Origin of the sequence: Pseudomonas sp. RU47, from assembly GCF_004011755.1 — a bacterium.
In the GTDB taxonomy this organism is placed as follows: domain Bacteria; phylum Pseudomonadota; class Gammaproteobacteria; order Pseudomonadales; family Pseudomonadaceae; genus Aquipseudomonas.
Map to the genome: position 1 here is coordinate 5,698,194 of NZ_CP022411.1, position 14,553 is coordinate 5,712,746.

At 58.7% G+C, this 14,553-nt stretch carries 14 protein-coding genes, 4 tRNA genes and 1 pseudogene; 10 read left to right on the forward strand and 9 right to left on the reverse strand.

Annotation, left to right across the window (positions count from 1 at the left end; genetic code table 11):
* Positions 1–109: 109 nt before the first annotated feature.
* Genes pilB through yacG form a run of 5 tightly spaced genes read left to right on the forward strand, consistent with a single transcriptional unit; the run spans position 110 to position 4,721 of the window.
* Positions 110–1,810 (forward strand): type IV-A pilus assembly ATPase PilB, encoded by a 1,701-nt coding sequence (gene pilB, locus CCX46_RS25965; RefSeq protein ID WP_127929815.1) that lies wholly within the window; start codon positions 110–112, stop codon positions 1,808–1,810.
* Positions 1,811–1,812: 2 nt separating this feature from the next.
* Positions 1,813–3,030: a type II secretion system F family protein gene (locus tag CCX46_RS25970; RefSeq protein ID WP_127929816.1), complete on the forward strand. Its 1,218-nt coding sequence runs from the start codon at positions 1,813–1,815 to the stop codon at positions 3,028–3,030.
* Between the two features lies 1 nt (position 3,031).
* Complete coding sequence (locus CCX46_RS25975; RefSeq protein ID WP_127929817.1) at positions 3,032–3,904, forward strand: prepilin peptidase; 873 nt, start codon at positions 3,032–3,034, stop codon at positions 3,902–3,904.
* Positions 3,901–4,524 (forward strand): dephospho-CoA kinase, encoded by a 624-nt coding sequence (coaE, locus tag CCX46_RS25980; RefSeq protein WP_127929818.1) that lies wholly within the window; start codon positions 3,901–3,903, stop codon positions 4,522–4,524. The genes CCX46_RS25975 and coaE overlap by 4 nt, the downstream gene beginning before the upstream one ends.
* Entirely contained in the window at positions 4,521–4,721 is a 201-nt protein-coding gene (yacG, locus tag CCX46_RS25985) for a DNA gyrase inhibitor YacG (RefSeq protein WP_007909902.1), read from the forward strand. Before coaE ends, yacG begins: the two co-directional genes overlap by 4 nt.
* 6 nt (positions 4,722–4,727) lie before the next feature.
* Here the strand turns inward: yacG and CCX46_RS25990 are convergent, their stop codons facing one another.
* Together CCX46_RS25990 and CCX46_RS25995 are read right to left on the reverse strand one after the other, a co-directional pair.
* Entirely contained in the window at positions 4,728–4,943 is a 216-nt protein-coding gene (locus tag CCX46_RS25990; RefSeq protein ID WP_007909901.1) for a hypothetical protein, read from the reverse strand.
* Positions 4,944–5,008: 65 nt separating this feature from the next.
* Positions 5,009–5,698 carry an energy-coupling factor ABC transporter permease gene (locus CCX46_RS25995; protein WP_127929819.1) on the reverse strand — a complete coding sequence of 230 codons (690 nt, stop codon included), beginning with the start codon at positions 5,696–5,698 and terminating at the stop codon, positions 5,009–5,011.
* A gap of 192 nt (positions 5,699–5,890) precedes the next feature.
* On the opposite strand from CCX46_RS25995, the gene CCX46_RS26000 reads away from it, so the two are divergent.
* From CCX46_RS26000 to CCX46_RS26020, 5 genes are all read left to right on the forward strand, one after another.
* Entirely contained in the window at positions 5,891–6,517 is a 627-nt protein-coding gene (locus tag CCX46_RS26000; protein ID WP_127929820.1) for a DUF1780 domain-containing protein, read from the forward strand.
* Positions 6,514–7,041: an MOSC domain-containing protein gene (locus CCX46_RS26005; RefSeq protein WP_127929821.1), complete on the forward strand. Its 528-nt coding sequence runs from the start codon at positions 6,514–6,516 to the stop codon at positions 7,039–7,041. The genes CCX46_RS26000 and CCX46_RS26005 overlap by 4 nt, the downstream gene beginning before the upstream one ends.
* 51 nt (positions 7,042–7,092) lie before the next feature.
* Positions 7,093–7,266, forward strand: a complete 174-nt coding sequence (locus CCX46_RS26010) for a DUF3094 domain-containing protein (protein ID WP_007909875.1) — start codon at positions 7,093–7,095, stop codon at positions 7,264–7,266.
* Positions 7,267–7,329: 63 nt separating this feature from the next.
* On the forward strand, positions 7,330–8,628 hold the full coding sequence (locus CCX46_RS26015) for an NAD(P)/FAD-dependent oxidoreductase (RefSeq protein ID WP_127929822.1): 1,299 nt from the start codon (positions 7,330–7,332) through the stop codon (positions 8,626–8,628).
* Between the two features lie 285 nt (positions 8,629–8,913).
* Positions 8,914–9,321 (forward strand): HvfA family oxazolone/thioamide-modified RiPP metallophore, encoded by a 408-nt coding sequence (locus tag CCX46_RS26020; protein WP_127929823.1) that lies wholly within the window; start codon positions 8,914–8,916, stop codon positions 9,319–9,321.
* A gap of 63 nt (positions 9,322–9,384) precedes the next feature.
* On the opposite strand, the gene CCX46_RS31270 is transcribed toward CCX46_RS26020, so the two are convergent.
* The 7 genes and pseudogenes from CCX46_RS31270 to clpB form a co-directional block, all read right to left on the reverse strand.
* The gene (locus CCX46_RS31270) at positions 9,385–10,248 is read right to left on the reverse strand and encodes a methyl-accepting chemotaxis protein (RefSeq protein WP_371044025.1); all 864 of its coding nucleotides are present in this window, start codon (positions 10,246–10,248) and stop codon (positions 9,385–9,387) included.
* A pseudogene (locus tag CCX46_RS31275) lies at positions 10,240–11,010 on the reverse strand (MCP four helix bundle domain-containing protein); the annotation flags it as partial. The pseudogene CCX46_RS31275 and the gene CCX46_RS31270, both read right to left, overlap by 9 nt.
* A gap of 164 nt (positions 11,011–11,174) precedes the next feature.
* Positions 11,175–11,251 (reverse strand) — tRNA-Pro (locus tag CCX46_RS26030).
* 97 nt (positions 11,252–11,348) lie between these two features.
* Positions 11,349–11,424, reverse strand: a tRNA-Lys gene (locus tag CCX46_RS26035).
* Positions 11,425–11,429: 5 nt separating this feature from the next.
* Positions 11,430–11,506: transfer RNA gene (locus CCX46_RS26040), tRNA-Pro, on the reverse strand.
* A gap of 9 nt (positions 11,507–11,515) precedes the next feature.
* A tRNA-Asn gene (locus CCX46_RS26045) sits at positions 11,516–11,591 on the reverse strand.
* A 297-nt stretch (positions 11,592–11,888) separates the two neighbouring features.
* Entirely contained in the window at positions 11,889–14,453 is a 2,565-nt protein-coding gene (clpB, locus tag CCX46_RS26050; protein ID WP_127929824.1) for an ATP-dependent chaperone ClpB, read from the reverse strand.
* Between the last annotated feature and the right edge of the window lie 100 nt (positions 14,454–14,553).

The following is a 14,553-nucleotide window of genomic DNA, read 5'->3' on the forward strand; positions in this document are numbered from 1 at the left end:
ACAACCCGCAACCGCACTATCTGACACTTTTTGTCACCTGCACTGGGCGTGTTTGGCGCTGTCACTTGACTAGGCTATAAGTCATGAACTGCAAGCGTGCGGAATCCCCATGAATGACATCGCTCTGAGCGGTCTGGCCAAGCAATTGGTGCAGGCCGAACTGCTCACGGAAAAAAGCGCCCAGCAAGCCTCGCAACAGGCCCAGCGTAATCGCTTGTCGCTGGTCAGCTATCTGGTGCAGAACAAACTGGTCAAGAGCTCACAGGTCGCCGAAATCGCCTCCGAGCATTTCGGCATGGCCTTGCTTGATCTCAATTGCCTGGACAAGGAAACCCAGCCCAAAGGCCTGGTCAGCGAAAAACTGGTGCGCCAGCATCACGCCCTGCCCCTGTGGCGACGTGGCAACAAGCTGTTCGTAGGCATTTCCGACCCGAGCAATCATCAAGCGATCAACGACATTCAGTTCAGCACCGGGCTGAGCACCGAAGCCATTCTGGTCGAGGACGACAAGCTCAGCGATGCCATCGAAAAATTCTTCGACACCAACGCCAGCGGTCTGGAGGACATGGCCGATGTCGATCTCGATGGCCTCGACGTCGAATCCATTGACGACAACAAACAGGATGCCATCGCCGGTCTCGACGCCGACGATGCGCCGGTGGTGCGCTTCGTGCACAAGATGCTGCTCGACGCGATCAAGAGCGGCTCTTCCGACTTGCACTTCGAACCCTACGAGAAGAACTACCGGGTACGGGTGCGCACCGACGGCATTTTGCGCGAGGTGGCCAAGCCACCGATTCAACTGGCCGGGCGCATCGCCGCGCGCCTGAAAGTCATGGCCAGCCTCGATATCTCGGAACGGCGCAAACCGCAGGACGGGCGGATCAAGATGCGCCTGTCGAAAAGCAGGTCGATCGATTTTCGGGTCAACACGCTGCCGACCCTGTGGGGCGAAAAAGTGGTGATCCGGATTCTCGACCCGTCCAGCGCACAGATCGGCATCGACGCGCTCGGCTATGAGCCCGTGCAGAAAGACCTGTATATGGCCGCGCTCAAGCAGCCACAGGGCATGATCCTGGTCACCGGGCCCACCGGTTCGGGTAAAACCGTTTCGCTGTACACCGGCCTGAATATTCTCAACACCGTCGACATCAATATCTCCACCGCCGAGGACCCGGTGGAGATCAATATGGAAGGCATCAACCAGGTCAACGTCAACCCCAAACAGGGCCTCGATTTTGCCCAGGCGCTGCGCTCGTTTCTGCGCCAGGACCCGGACGTGATCATGGTTGGCGAGATCCGCGATCTGGAAACCGCCGAGATCGCGATCAAAGCCGCGCAGACCGGTCACCTGGTGCTCTCGACCCTGCACACCAACAGCGCCGCGGAAACCCTGACGCGCCTGCACAACATGGGCATTCCCGGCTTCAACATTGCCACCTCGGTCAGCCTGATCATCGCCCAGCGCCTGGCACGCAAGCTCTGCAGCCATTGCAAGAAAGCCATCGAGATCCCCCGCGAAACCTTGATCAAAGAAGGCTTCCCCGAGGAACGCATCGGCCATTTCACGATCTACGAGCCGGTCGGTTGCGATCACTGCAACGGCGGTTACAAGGGACGCGTGGGGATTTATGAAGTGGTGAAAAACACACCGGAGCTGCAACGCTTGATCATGGCCGAAGGCAACTCGCTGGAAATCGACATTCAAATGCGCCGCGACGGCTTCGACGACCTGCGCACCTCCGGGCTGCACAAGGCCATGCAAGGCATCACCAGCCTTGAAGAAATCAACCGGGTCACCAAGGACTGAACATGGCGGTCAAGGCAGCGAAAATCAGTATTTATGCCTGGGAAGGTACGGACAGGAAAGGCAGCAAAGTCACCGGTGAACTCAGTGGACAGAATCCGGCACTGATCAAGGCCCAACTGCGTAAACAGGGGATCAGTCCCGGCAAGGTACGCAAAAAATCCGCGTCGTTGTTGAGTTTTGGCAAACGCATCAAGGCCCAGGACATCGCCCTGTTCACCCGGCAGATGGCGACCATGATGAAGGCCGGCGTGCCGTTGCTGCAGTCGTTCGACATCATTGGCGAAGGCTTCGAAAACCCGGCCATGCGCAAGCTGGTGGACGAGGTCAAACAGGAGGTCGCGGCCGGTAACAGCTTCGCCACAGCCCTGCGCAAGAAGCCGCAGTATTTCGACGAGTTGTATTGCAACCTGGTCGATGCCGGCGAGCAGTCCGGCGCCCTCGACACGCTGCTGGAACGGGTCGCAACCTATAAGGAAAAAAGCGAACGGCTCAAGGCCAAGATCAAGAAAGCCATGACCTACCCCACCGCCGTGGTGTTGGTGGCGGCAGTCGTGACCGGGATCCTGCTGGTCAAAGTGGTGCCGCAATTCCAGTCGGTATTCTCGGGGTTCGGTGCAGAGCTACCGGCCTTCACCCTGATGGTGATCAGCCTTTCGGAATTCATGCAGCAATGGTGGTGGGCGATTCTCGGCGCGCTGGTCGCGGCGATTTTCGGCACCCGTCACGCACTGAAAACCTCCCAGGCGCTACGTGATCGCAAAGACACCTGGCTGTTGAAACTGCCCTTGGTCGGCACGCTGATGTACAAGTCAGCGGTAGCCCGCTTCGCTCGAACCCTGTCGACCACGTTTGCTGCCGGTGTGCCATTGGTGGAAGCGCTCGACTCGGTGGCCGGCGCTACCGGCAATGTGGTGTTCAAGCGTGCCGTGCTGCGCATTCGCCAAGACGTCTCCACCGGCATGCAGCTGAATTTTTCGATGCGCAGCACCGGAGTCTTTCCCAACATGGCCGTGCAGATGACCGCGATTGGCGAAGAGTCGGGGGCGCTAGATGAAATGCTCGACAAGGTTGCAGGCTTTTACGAAGAAGAAGTGGATAACATGGTCGATAACCTCACCAGCCTCATGGAGCCGTTCATCATGGTCGTGCTGGGGGTGATCGTCGGCGGGCTGGTGGTGGCCATGTACCTGCCGATTTTCCAACTCGGCTCAGCGATCTGACATGCCTATCGACGAACTGTTCGCCCTGTATCCGCTGGCCTTTGTCTGCACCGCCCTGTTGCTCGGTCTGGTGGTCGGCAGCTTCCTCAACGTGCTGATCTGGCGCCTGCCGAAAATGCTTGAGCGCGACTGGCGACAGCAGGCCCACGACGTGCTCGGTTTGCCCAGCGAAACGCCGCTGCCCACCTACAACCTGATGCTGCCGCACTCCGAATGTCCGCATTGCGCCCACCGGATCCGCCCGTGGGAAAACATTCCGCTGCTCAGTTATCTGGGGCTGCGGGGGCGCTGTTCGGCGTGCGCTGCACCTATCAGCAAACGATATCCACTGACCGAGCTGGCCTGCGGGCTGCTCTCGGCATTCATTGCCTGGCACTTCGGTTTCGGCTGGCCGGCGTGCCTGCTGATCGTCCTCACCTGGGGTTTGCTGGCGATGAGTCTGATCGACACCGAACATCAACTGCTGCCCGATGTGCTGGTGCTGCCGTTGCTGTGGCTGGGGTTGATCGTCAACAGTTTCGGCGTCTTCGTACCGTTGCACGATGCACTGTGGGGCGCGGTGGCCGGTTATATGGCGCTGTGGTCGGTGTTCTGGCTGTTCAAGCTGCTGACCGGCAAGGATGGCATCGGCCACGGTGATTTCAAGCTGTTGGCGCTGCTCGGTGCCTGGGGTGGCTGGCAGATTCTGCCGCTGACGATTCTGTTGTCATCACTGGTCGGCGCCATTATCGGGGTGGTTTTGCTACGCCTGCGCGAACAGAAAACCTCGACGCCGATCCCCTTCGGCCCCTATCTGGCCATTGCCGGCTGGATTGCCTTGCTCTGGGGTGGTCAAATAACCGACTTCTATTGGCAGTTTGTCGGTTTGAAATGAATACCCCTGTGGAAAAACCCTGGATTCTCGGCCTCACCGGCGGCATCGGCAGCGGCAAAAGCGCGGCGGCCCAGCACTTCATCGACCTTGGCATTCATGTGGTTGACGCCGATCACGCGGCGCGCTGGGTGGTTGAGCCGGGGCGCCCGGCGCTGGCAAAAATAGCCGAACACTTCGGGCCTGGCGTTTTGCAGGGCGACGGCACGCTGGATCGCGCCGCCCTGCGCAAACTGATCTTCGAAGTGCCGGAAGAACGCCGCTGGCTCGAAGCCCTGCTGCATCCGTTGATCGCCGAGGAAATCGCTCATCATCTGGCGCTGGCAAAATTGCCTTACGCGATACTGGTTTCGCCGCTGTTGATCGAATCCGGGCAATACGCAATGACCCAGCGCATCCTGGTGATCGACGCTCCGCAACAACTGCAAATCGAACGCACCTTGCAGCGCGACCAGACCAGCGAGCAGCAGGTTCAGGCGATCCTCAAGGCCCAGTCGGGCCGCGAAGACCGTGTGAGCCGTGCCGACGACGTAGTGGTCAACGACCGCGACCTCGCCTGGCTGCACAGTGAGGTCGAGCGCCTGCATCACTTTTACCTGACTTTATCCGGAGGCCAAGCATGAGCCAGATCCCCACCGTTGAATGCCCGACCTGCGGCGCCCCCGTGGAATTCACCGCCGAAAACAAGTTTCGGCCGTTCTGCTCTGATCGCTGCAAGCTGATCGACCTCGGCGCCTGGGCATCGGAAGAACACAAGATTCCCGTTGCACCTGATGCCGAGGATGAACTGTTTTCCGGCGATTTCGATCCGCGCCACTGATCCTGATCAGGGCCGCATAAAGCCGTAGTCCTGATCGTCGTCGAGGTTTTCCGCGAGAAAACGCAACTCGTCGGCCAGGTCTTCGGCGTTGCGCACGGCCTTGCTCTGCTGCACCACCGCACTGAGCAAGGCGCGCAAACTCAACCCCGGGTCAAAGCCCACCTCCTGCGCCATGTCCAGACTCTGCCGGGTTTCCTGCCTCGCCCACTCGTAAACACTCATGCCGCTGCTCCTGAAGGGATTTGCGCGAGCATGAAATTTCCCGCGCATGGCGGGTTTGATATGGATCAAGACTTGGGATCGTCGTCCTTCCACGGCGCCGAAAGGTAGCGCGTGCGATTGAACGTCTCCAGCCATTCCGGGCAGAACACCACCAGCGCGCTGACGACCATGCCGTTGATGAACGCCTCGGGAAACAGCAGCAGCCACAGATAACCGACGAAATCTTCCAGCCACTCCGGCATGGCGAAAATACCGTCGTACCACAGCAGCGTCAGGCTCAGGATCAGGCACAACAACGCTGAAAGCGCGGCGGCAAAAAAACCGGAGCAGAAGATATAAACGAACGGATTACGTGGCTGTGCGCGCTCGACGACGATCGCCACGCATTCGGTGATCAACACCGGTAACAGAATCAGCAGCGAACCATTGACCCCGACGGCCAGCAGATCCTGACGGCCCAGTAGCACCAGACCGATCTGCGCGACCAGACCACCGACAATCGCCAGCGGCCAGTCCAGCAGCAATGTAACTGCCGTCATGCCGATGAAGTGATAGGACACACCCGTGTCGAAATCCCTGCGCACCAGCCACAACAGAAACAACGCGAACACCGTCCCGAACAGCAGGTGCTGACGCCGACTGTCGCTGAACAACTCGACCCACGGCGCGCGCACAATCGCCCAGAGCAGCACCGGCACATAAATCAGCCAGCCGAGCGTCAGGCTCGCCGAGGACAACAGTTCAGCTCCAATCATGACCCTCACCTTTGCGACGACGCATTCCCTGCAGGAGCTGCCGAAGGCTGCGATCTTTTGATCTTGCTCCTTTAAAGTCAAAAGATCGCAGCCTTCGGCTGCTCCTACAAGAGCTCGATGACGCGGCGGTTTGTAAGCATCAGCCCAAGCAAAGCTTTCTGCTTGTCGCATTTGAACGCTAAGCTTGGGCCTATGGATGACTCAGATTATTTACGCCTGCTGACCATCGCGGCCGAGCAGGCCAACGCCTTTCTGTCCAATGCCCGCAAATGGGAGCGTGAGCGTTGGGTCTGCCAGCGCCTGCTGCAAGGCCTGAACATTCCCTACCGCGTCGACGAATTCGCGCCGGCCGGCGAACCGCCGGACGTACTGTTTCGCGATGCCAATTTCGAGGTGTTCTTCGTGCTCGACGAGGGGCGCCGGCTCAACGACGAATGGCGCGATGAATTGCAGCGACGACGCAGCGCCTTTTCCCTCAGCCAACTGGTGCGTCGCGAAGCCAAGCCTAAACGGATTCCGGCCAACGAGTTTTTGCTGCGACTGGCGCCGACCTTGCGCAAGAAAGCGCACAACTACAAGGAACGCGGCATGGATCTGGGCGAACTGGACATCATCGCCTTTGCCAGTCTTAAACGTGAGGTGCTGGATCTGAACAGCCATTTTCCGCCGCCGACCGAATACCTGCGCCAAGGCTGGCGTTCGTTGTCTCTGGTCGGCCCGACCTTTGCCCGCGTGCTGTTCGCCCACCCGGATGCGCCGGATTTTCTGCGCAGCAACCTTGGTCGCAGCATCGTCTTCGATGTCGGGATCAGCCTGTGACGCCGCTGCAGCAATTGATTGCCGATGTGCCACAGACCGGGTGTGTGCGCTGGATCGGCGTGCGTCCCGAATCCCGTGGGCCGATGATCGAACTCGATGCAGTGGAGGCGCGGCTGGAAGCAGGGCTGACTGGCGACCACGCTCGCCCCGGAGTGCGCAACGCACGGCAGGTGACGCTGATTCAGTGGGAACATCTGGCGGTGATCAACGCCTTGATGGGGCGCCCCGACAATCAACCGGTGAAACCTGAAGATCTGCGGCGCAATCTCGTTATCAGCGGTATCAATTTGTTTAGCCTCAAGGGTCGGCGCTTTCGCATCGGTCAGGCAATATTCGAAACCACGGGCTGGTGTCAGCCTTGCGCACGTTTGCAGAACAACCTTGGCCCCGGCACCTTTCAAGCCGTGCGCGGGCATGGCGGAATTACCGCGCGGGTGTTACAAAGCGGGATTATTCGCCTCGAAGACCGGGTCAGCGTCGAGCCGGTTCCGGACAGCGGCTATGCTGCGTTCAACCCCGGATAAAAACCGCTGTAGCTTCTGCCCATTCAGCAACGTCTACCTGACGAGGCAAATATGACCAGCCGCCTGAACCCTGAAGACCAGAAACATGTCGAAGAGTACCTGCAACTGTCCCAACACCGAGTCGAGCGCCGGCCTTTCCGGCCGTGGATGCTCCTCGTGCTGGTGCTGGCAGTGACCATTGGTCTGGGCTTGTTGAGCCGCTTTATCAGTTACCTGACGCTATGAGCAGCTTTGCGCTCGCTTGGGTAACCGCACCGATTTCCTTTAAAAACCTTGCGAGTTATCCCTATGTCCCATCGTATTGTTATTGTCGGCGGCGGCGCCGGCGGTCTGGAGTTGGCTACCCGCCTGGGTAAGACTCTGGGCAAGCGCGGTACAGCCAGTGTGATGCTGGTCGACGCCAACCTGACGCACATCTGGAAACCGCTGTTGCACGAAGTGGCCGCCGGATCGCTGAACTCCTCCGAAGACGAACTCAACTATGTTGCCCAAGCGAAATGGAACCACTTCGAGTTTCAGTTGGGGCGCATGAGCGGGCTTGATCGCGCACAGAAGAAAATCCAGCTGGCAGCGACCTACGACGAAAACGGTGCAGAACTGGTGCCTGCACGCGAAGTGCAATACGACTCGCTGGTGATCAGCGTCGGCAGCACCACCAATGATTTCGGCACGCAGGGCGCGGCGCAGCATTGCCTGTTCCTCGATACCCGCAAACAGGCCGAGCGCTTCCACCAGCAGCTGCTGAATCACTATCTGCGTGCCCACGCCGGGCAAACCGATGTGGTCGAGCAGATCAGCGTGGCGATCGTCGGCGCGGGCGCCACAGGCGTTGAACTGGCGGCCGAACTGCACAACGCCGCCCATGAACTGGCGGCGTATGGCCTGGACCGGATCAAACCGGAAAACATGCACATCACCCTGATCGAAGCCGGGCCACGGGTGTTGCCTGCCCTGCCGGAGCGCATCAGCGGGCCGGTACACAAGACCCTGGAAAAGCTCGGGGTCAATGTGATGACCAACGCTTCGGTCAGCGAAGTGACCGCCGACAGCCTGATCACCGCCGACGGCAACGAGATCAAGGCCAGCCTGAAAGTCTGGGCAGCGGGCATTCGCGCGCCGGGTTTCCTCAAGGACATCGATGGCCTGGAAACCAACCGCATCAATCAACTGCAAGTATTGCCGACCCTGCAAACCACCCGCGACGAGAACATCTTCGCCTTCGGTGACTGCGCCGCGTGCCCGCAACCGGGCACCGATCGCAACGTACCGCCACGTGCACAAGCGGCGCACCAACAGGCGTCGCTGCTGGCCAAATCGCTGAAGCTGCGCATCGAGGGCAAGACCCTGCCGGAGTACAAGTACACCGACTACGGCTCGCTGATCTCGCTGTCGCGTTTTTCGGCTGTGGGTAACTTGATGGGCAACCTGACCGGCAGCGTGATGCTCGAAGGCTGGCTGGCGCGGATGTTTTACGTGTCGCTGTATCGCATGCACCAGATGGCGCTGTACGGGCCGTTCCGCACGGCGATGTTGATGCTGGGCAGCAAGATTGGCCGTGGCACTGAGCCGCGTCTGAAACTGCACTAAAACCTGTGGGAGCGAGCCTGCTCGCGAAAGCGTTCTGTCAGTCGTTATTGATGCGACTGATCTGACGCTTTCGCGAGCAGGCTCGCTCCCACATTATTTTGTGTTCATCGAAAGATCTGTTTCGTACTGTATCCCGCCTCGCTTTCCCCACCTTCGCTTACAAACTCCCCCGCTGCGCGACACAGTCGCGATACACCGCCACCGCCTAATGGCCACACCCGAGCAACACCGCTCAGGCTTGCGTCTTTAACGTGTGGTTGCGTTGTGCAGCCCAGGAGAATCCAAATGTCCCGTACTTCGACCCTCGGTAAAAAATCCATTGGCCTGATCGGCGCCGCACTGGCTGGCGGCCTGATGTTGTCCGGTTCGGTGTTTGCCGCTCAACCACTGGCGCAGGGCTACATGGTCGCTTCGGCGGAAACCTCGGTGAAAGCGCCGGAAGGCAAATGCGGTGAAGGCAAATGTGGCGATGCTTCGATGGCCAAGACGGACAGCGATGGTGACGGCAAGGTTTCCCGCGCCGAATTTCTGAAAGTCGCGCCGAAGTCCGACTTCGACAAGATCGACACCAACCATGACGGCTTCATTGACGAGCAAGAGGCCTACGACAACGTGAAGGCCAACTTTGAAGCCAACGGCAAGAAGATGCCAAAAGGCCTGTTCGAACACCTGAAAGATCAAGACGGCGCCTGATCAGCGGAAAAAACCAAGCCGCGCTTCTCCTGAGAGAAACGCGGTTTTTTCACGTCTGCCGTTTTACAACTGAAAGCGCCGCACCATGCCTTGCAAGGCGTTGGCCAGTTGCGACAACTCGTGGCTGGAGGCACTGGTCTGGTCGGCACCGGCGGCCGAGCGTACCGACAAATCCCGAATGTTCACCAGGTTGCGATCCACTTCCCGCGCGACTTGCGCTTGTTCTTCCGCAGCGCTGGCAATGACCAGATTGCGCTCATGGATCTCATGCACCGACGCGGTAATGGTCTGCAGCGCCTCACCGGCACGCTCAGCCAACGCCAGGGTGGTCGTCGCACGCGCGGTACTGGCCTGCATCGAATCCAGCGCCAGGCTCGAACCGCTGCGCATGCCCTGGACCATCTGCTCGATCTCCTGCGTCGATTGCTGCGTACGATAAGCCAAAGCCCTTACTTCATCGGCCACTACGGCAAAGCCTCGCCCGCTCTCACCGGCCCGCGCGGCTTCAATCGCTGCGTTGAGCGCCAGCAGGTTGGTCTGCTCGGCAATCGCCCGAATCACGTCGAGCACCTTGCCGATGTCCTGCGACTGGTTGGCCAGTGATTGCACCAACTCGCCGGTCTGTTGCACATCGCTGGCCAGAGCATTGATGGCCGTGGCGGTCTCACTGACACGCACCTGGCCCAGATGCGCCGACTCGCTGGACTGGCGAGTCGCGTCAGACGTCGACACCGCATTGCGTGCGACCTCTTCCACCGCTGCCGTCATCTGGTTGACGGCGGTCGCGGCCTGTTCGATTTCGTTGTTCTGCTGCTGCAGCCCCTGCGTGCTGTCGAGCGTTACCGCGTTAAGCTCATCGGCAGCGGTGGCCAGTTGCGTGGCCGAGCCGCTGATGCCTTGCAGCGTCTCACGCAGGTTCTGCTGCATGGTCGCCAGAGCCTTGAGCAAGCGACTGACTTCATCGTTGCCATGGGTCTCGATCGGTCGGGTCAGATCACCCTGCGCGACACTTTCTGCTGCACTCACGGCACTGCTCAGCGGCCGAACGATGCTGCGCGTGAGCATCATCGCCAGTGCCACCGTGGCCAGTGCGGCCAAGGCAATGAACAAACTGACAATCGTCCGCGAATTTTCGTAGTGCGCAGCGGACTTCTGGCTTTCGGCGGCGACCTGTTTGGCGAACAGATCCGCCAGGTCGTTGAGTTGCTTGCCGGAGCCATCGACCACGGTTTTCATGTCGACCAGCAACAACCTGGTCAGCTCATCACGCTTGCCTTGCTCAGCAAGGGCGAAGGATTGAGCGATGCCACTGCGATAGGCAGCGAAGGTTTTCTTGAACTGGTCGTATAGCTGCTGGCCTTCCGGGGTGTTGACCAGTTTGTCGTAAGCGGCGATTTTCTCGCTCAGCTCTTTGTCGCGGGTGTCCATCTGGCTGCGGTAAGTCGCAATGTTGGCCGGATCCTGATCCAGCGCCATGCGCAGCGAGATGGTGCGGATGCGCAGCATGATCTCGCGAATCTCGTCGCCACCACGAATGCTCGGCAACCACTGATTTTCTACCGCGACCTCGCTGTCACGAATACTCGACATCTGCCCGAGCGCAAAAACGCCGAGCAAGGCCACCAACACCGCGATCAGGGCGAACCCCAGGGCCGCCCGGGGAGCAATATTCAACTGACGAAGCAACATGACGAACGCCCTTATTCTTGTATTGGCCAGATTCAAGGGGCGAAGCCATGGCAGTCCCCTCGTGTTAGCGGGCTATCGGCAGGTTGTATGATGACTTGAAGGGGAAATGAGTTTTTGTCGGACAAAAAAAATCCCCGTATCTTTCGATACGAGGATTTTTAATATGGTCGGGGTAAGGGGATTCGAACTCCTGACATCCTGCTCCCAAAGCAGGCGCGCTACCGGACTGCGCTATACCCCGGTAAAAAAAAGGCGACCTTTCAAAGATCGCCTTCTTCGATCAGCGCTTTTGGCCTCTGATCTTAAGATTCGATCCCAGCGTTAACTGGTTTCAAAAATGGTGGGTCGTGTGGGATTCGAACCTACGACCAATTGGTTAAAAGCCAACTGCTCTACCAACTGAGCTAACGACCCAAAAATGGTCGGGGTAAGGGGATTCGAACTCCTGACATCCTGCTCCCAAAGCAGGCGCGCTACCGGACTGCGCTATACCCCGGTTTGAAATTGGCTCCGTGACCAGGACTCGAACCTGGGACCCAATGATTAACAGTCATTTGCTCTACCGACTGAGCTATCACGGAACTACATATTTCAATTTACAACGGTGAAACTTGTTGCTTCCAGTCACTCGTTCGCATCGCTGCGTTCGTGTGTCTGAGGCGCGCTATTCTACAACCTAGAACACCTCTGTCAACCCCCTAAATTGCTTTCAAGTTAATGATTTGCAACTTATTTCAGATTTCAACTCAGTGAGCTGAGACCGTCTTGGCGACTGACTGCGGGGCGCACTTTACAAGCCTTTTCCTTTGAGTTCAACAGCCTAACGAAAAAAAAGGCCCCACAATGTGGGGCCCTCCTTTTTTCATTGGCGTTTGGACTCAGTTGAAAACGATTTCGTCGCTCTCGACCTTGCCGGTCGCCGTGTCGCCAGGCATGAAGTGACCCGAGAGGATCAACTGTGCCAACGGGTTTTCGATCCAGCGCTGAATCGCCCGTTTCAAAGGACGTGCGCCATACACCGGGTCGTAACCCACCGCGATCAGCTTGTCCATCGCTTCCGGGCTGAGCTCCAGCTTCAGCTCGCGCTCGGCCAGACGGCTGCGCAGACGACCCAACTGGATCTCGGTAATGCCCGCGATCTGATCCCGTGCCAAAGGCTCGAAGATCACCACTTCGTCGACCCGGTTGATGAACTCCGGACGGAAGTGCGACGTCAGCGCATCCATGACTGCAGCACGCTGCGCCTCGCGATCACCGACCAGCTCCTGAATCTGCACAGAGCCGAGGTTCGAGGTCATGACGATCACGGTATTGCGGAAGTCCACCGTGCGACCATGGCTGTCGGTCAGGCGACCATCTTCAAGCACTTGCAGCAAGATGTTGAACACATCCGGGTGCGCCTTCTCGACTTCGTCCAGCAGGATCACCGAATAAGGCTTACGACGTACCGCCTCGGTCAGGTAACCGCCCTCTTCGTAACCGACGTATCCCGGTGGCGCACCGATCAGACGCGCCACGGAATGTTTCTCCATGAACTCGGACATGTCGATCCGCACCATTGCCTCTTCAGTATCAAAGAGGAATTCGGCCAGCGCCTTGCACAGCTCGGTTTTACCGACACCGGTCGGGCCGAGGAACATGAACGAGCCGCTCGGACGATTCGGATCGGACAACCCGGCACGTGAACGCCGTACTGCGTTAGCGACGGCGACCACCGCTTCTTCCTGGCCGATAACGCGTTTGTGCAACAGGCTTTCCATCTTCATCAGTTTGTCGCGCTCGCCTTCGAGCATTTTCGACACGGGAATGCCGGTCCACTTCGACACGACTTCAGCGATTTCTTCTTCAGTCACCTTGCTGCGCAGCAACTGGTTTTCGCTCTTGCCGTGCTGATCGACCATTTGCAGGCTGCGTTCCAGATCCGGGATCACCCCGTACTGCAATTCGGCCATACGATTGAGGTCGCCTTTGCGGCGCGCGGCCTCCAGCTCCTGACGCGACTGTTCGATCTTCTGCTGAATCTGTGCAGAACCCTGTACCTCGGCTTTTTCCGAGTTCCAGATTTCTTCCAGATCCGAGTACTCACGCTCGAGACGGACGATTTCTTCCTGGAGTTTTTCCAGACGTTTCATCGCCGCTTCGTCGCTTTCCTTCTTCAGCGCCTGAGATTCCACCTTCAACTGAATCAGGCGACGCTCCAGACGATCGAGCACTTCCGGCTTGGAGTCGATTTCCATGCGGATACGGCTGGCAGCCTCGTCGATCAGGTCGATGGCCTTGTCCGGCAACTGCCGGTCAGTGATGTAGCGATGGCTGAGCTTGGCCGCCGCAATGATCGCGCCGTCAGTGATCGCCACCTTGTGGTGAACCTCGTAACGCTCTTTAAGGCCGCGCAGGATCGCGATGGTGTCTTCTTCGCTCGGCTCATCCACCAATACTTTCTGGAAGCGTCGCTCGAGCGCCGCGTCCTTCTCTATATATTGGCGGTACTCGTTGAGTGTGGTCGCGCCAACGCAGTGCAACTCGCCGCGAGCCAGTGCTGGCTTGAGCATGTTGCCGGCGTCCATCGAGCCTTCGCCTTTACCCGCGCCGACCATGGTGTGCAGTTCGTCGATAAACAGAATGATCTGCCCTTCCTGCTTCGACAGCTCGTTGAGCAGCGATTTCAGGCGTTCTTCGAACTCACCGCGATACTTGGCACCGGCAATCAGCGCGCCCATGTCCAGCGAGAGCAGACGCTTGCCTTTAAGGCCGTCCGGCACTTCGCCGTTGATGATGCGCTGGGCCAGACCTTCGGCAATCGCGGTTTTACCCACGCCAGGCTCACCGATCAGCACCGGGTTGTTCTTGGTGCGGCGTTGCAGAACCTGAATGGTGCGACGAATTTCGTCGTCCCGACCGATCACCGGATCGAGCTTGCCGTCTTCGGCGCGCTTGGTCAGGTCGACGGTGTATTTATCCAGCGCCTGCCGCGACTCTTCATGGTTGGCATCATTCACCGCTTCGCCGCCACGCAGATTGTTGATCGCGTTTTCCAGGGCTTTCTTGCTTACGCCCTGGCCGAGCAGCAACTTGCCGAGCTTGCTGCTCTCGTCCATCGCCGCGAGCAGCACCAATTCGCTGGAGATGAACTGGTCACCCTTCTGTTGAGCCAGACGGTCAGCCTGGTTAAGCAGGCGCGCCAGATCCTGCGACATGTTGACGTCGCCGGTGGGGTTCTGGATTTTCGGTAATTGGTCGAGCTCTTTGGTCAGCTCTTTACGCAAGCTGTTGACGTCGAAGCCCACCTGCATCAGCAGAGGTTTGATCGAACCACCCTGCTGTTCAAGCATGGCTTGCATCAAGTGCGCCGGCTCGATGGCCGGATGATCGTGGCCGACTGCCAACGACTGGGCGTCGGACAAGGCCAACTGTAATTTGCTGGTTAAACGGTCTATTCGCATAAGTCACCTTCCTTTTGAGCAGGCCGGACCTAAAAACCATCCTGAATAAAGAAACCTGCCAGATACCGCTATAGATGCGGTCGATTCTGCAAGATTCAAG

Bases quoted from the DNA above. Each gene is read 5' to 3' on its own strand.
- pilB (WP_127929815.1), top strand. From the start codon at position 110: ATGAATGACATCGCTCTGAGCGGTCTGGCCAAGCAATTGGTGCAGGCC.
- CCX46_RS25970 (WP_127929816.1), top strand. From the start codon at position 1,813: ATGGCGGTCAAGGCAGCGAAAATCAGTATTTATGCCTGGGAAGGTACG.
- CCX46_RS25975 (WP_127929817.1), top strand. From the start codon at position 3,032: ATGCCTATCGACGAACTGTTCGCCCTGTATCCGCTGGCCTTTGTCTGC.
- coaE (WP_127929818.1), top strand. From the start codon at position 3,901: ATGAATACCCCTGTGGAAAAACCCTGGATTCTCGGCCTCACCGGCGGC.
- yacG (WP_007909902.1), top strand. From the start codon at position 4,521: ATGAGCCAGATCCCCACCGTTGAATGCCCGACCTGCGGCGCCCCCGTG.
- CCX46_RS25990 (WP_007909901.1), bottom strand. From the start codon at position 4,943: ATGAGTGTTTACGAGTGGGCGAGGCAGGAAACCCGGCAGAGTCTGGAC.
- CCX46_RS25995 (WP_127929819.1), bottom strand. From the start codon at position 5,698: ATGATTGGAGCTGAACTGTTGTCCTCGGCGAGCCTGACGCTCGGCTGG.
- CCX46_RS26000 (WP_127929820.1), top strand. From the start codon at position 5,891: ATGGATGACTCAGATTATTTACGCCTGCTGACCATCGCGGCCGAGCAG.
- CCX46_RS26010 (WP_007909875.1), top strand. From the start codon at position 7,093: ATGACCAGCCGCCTGAACCCTGAAGACCAGAAACATGTCGAAGAGTAC.
- CCX46_RS26015 (WP_127929822.1), top strand. From the start codon at position 7,330: ATGTCCCATCGTATTGTTATTGTCGGCGGCGGCGCCGGCGGTCTGGAG.
- CCX46_RS26020 (WP_127929823.1), top strand. From the start codon at position 8,914: ATGTCCCGTACTTCGACCCTCGGTAAAAAATCCATTGGCCTGATCGGC.
- CCX46_RS31270 (WP_371044025.1), bottom strand. From the start codon at position 10,248: ATGCAGCAGAACCTGCGTGAGACGCTGCAAGGCATCAGCGGCTCGGCC.
- clpB (WP_127929824.1), bottom strand. From the start codon at position 14,453: ATGCGAATAGACCGTTTAACCAGCAAATTACAGTTGGCCTTGTCCGAC.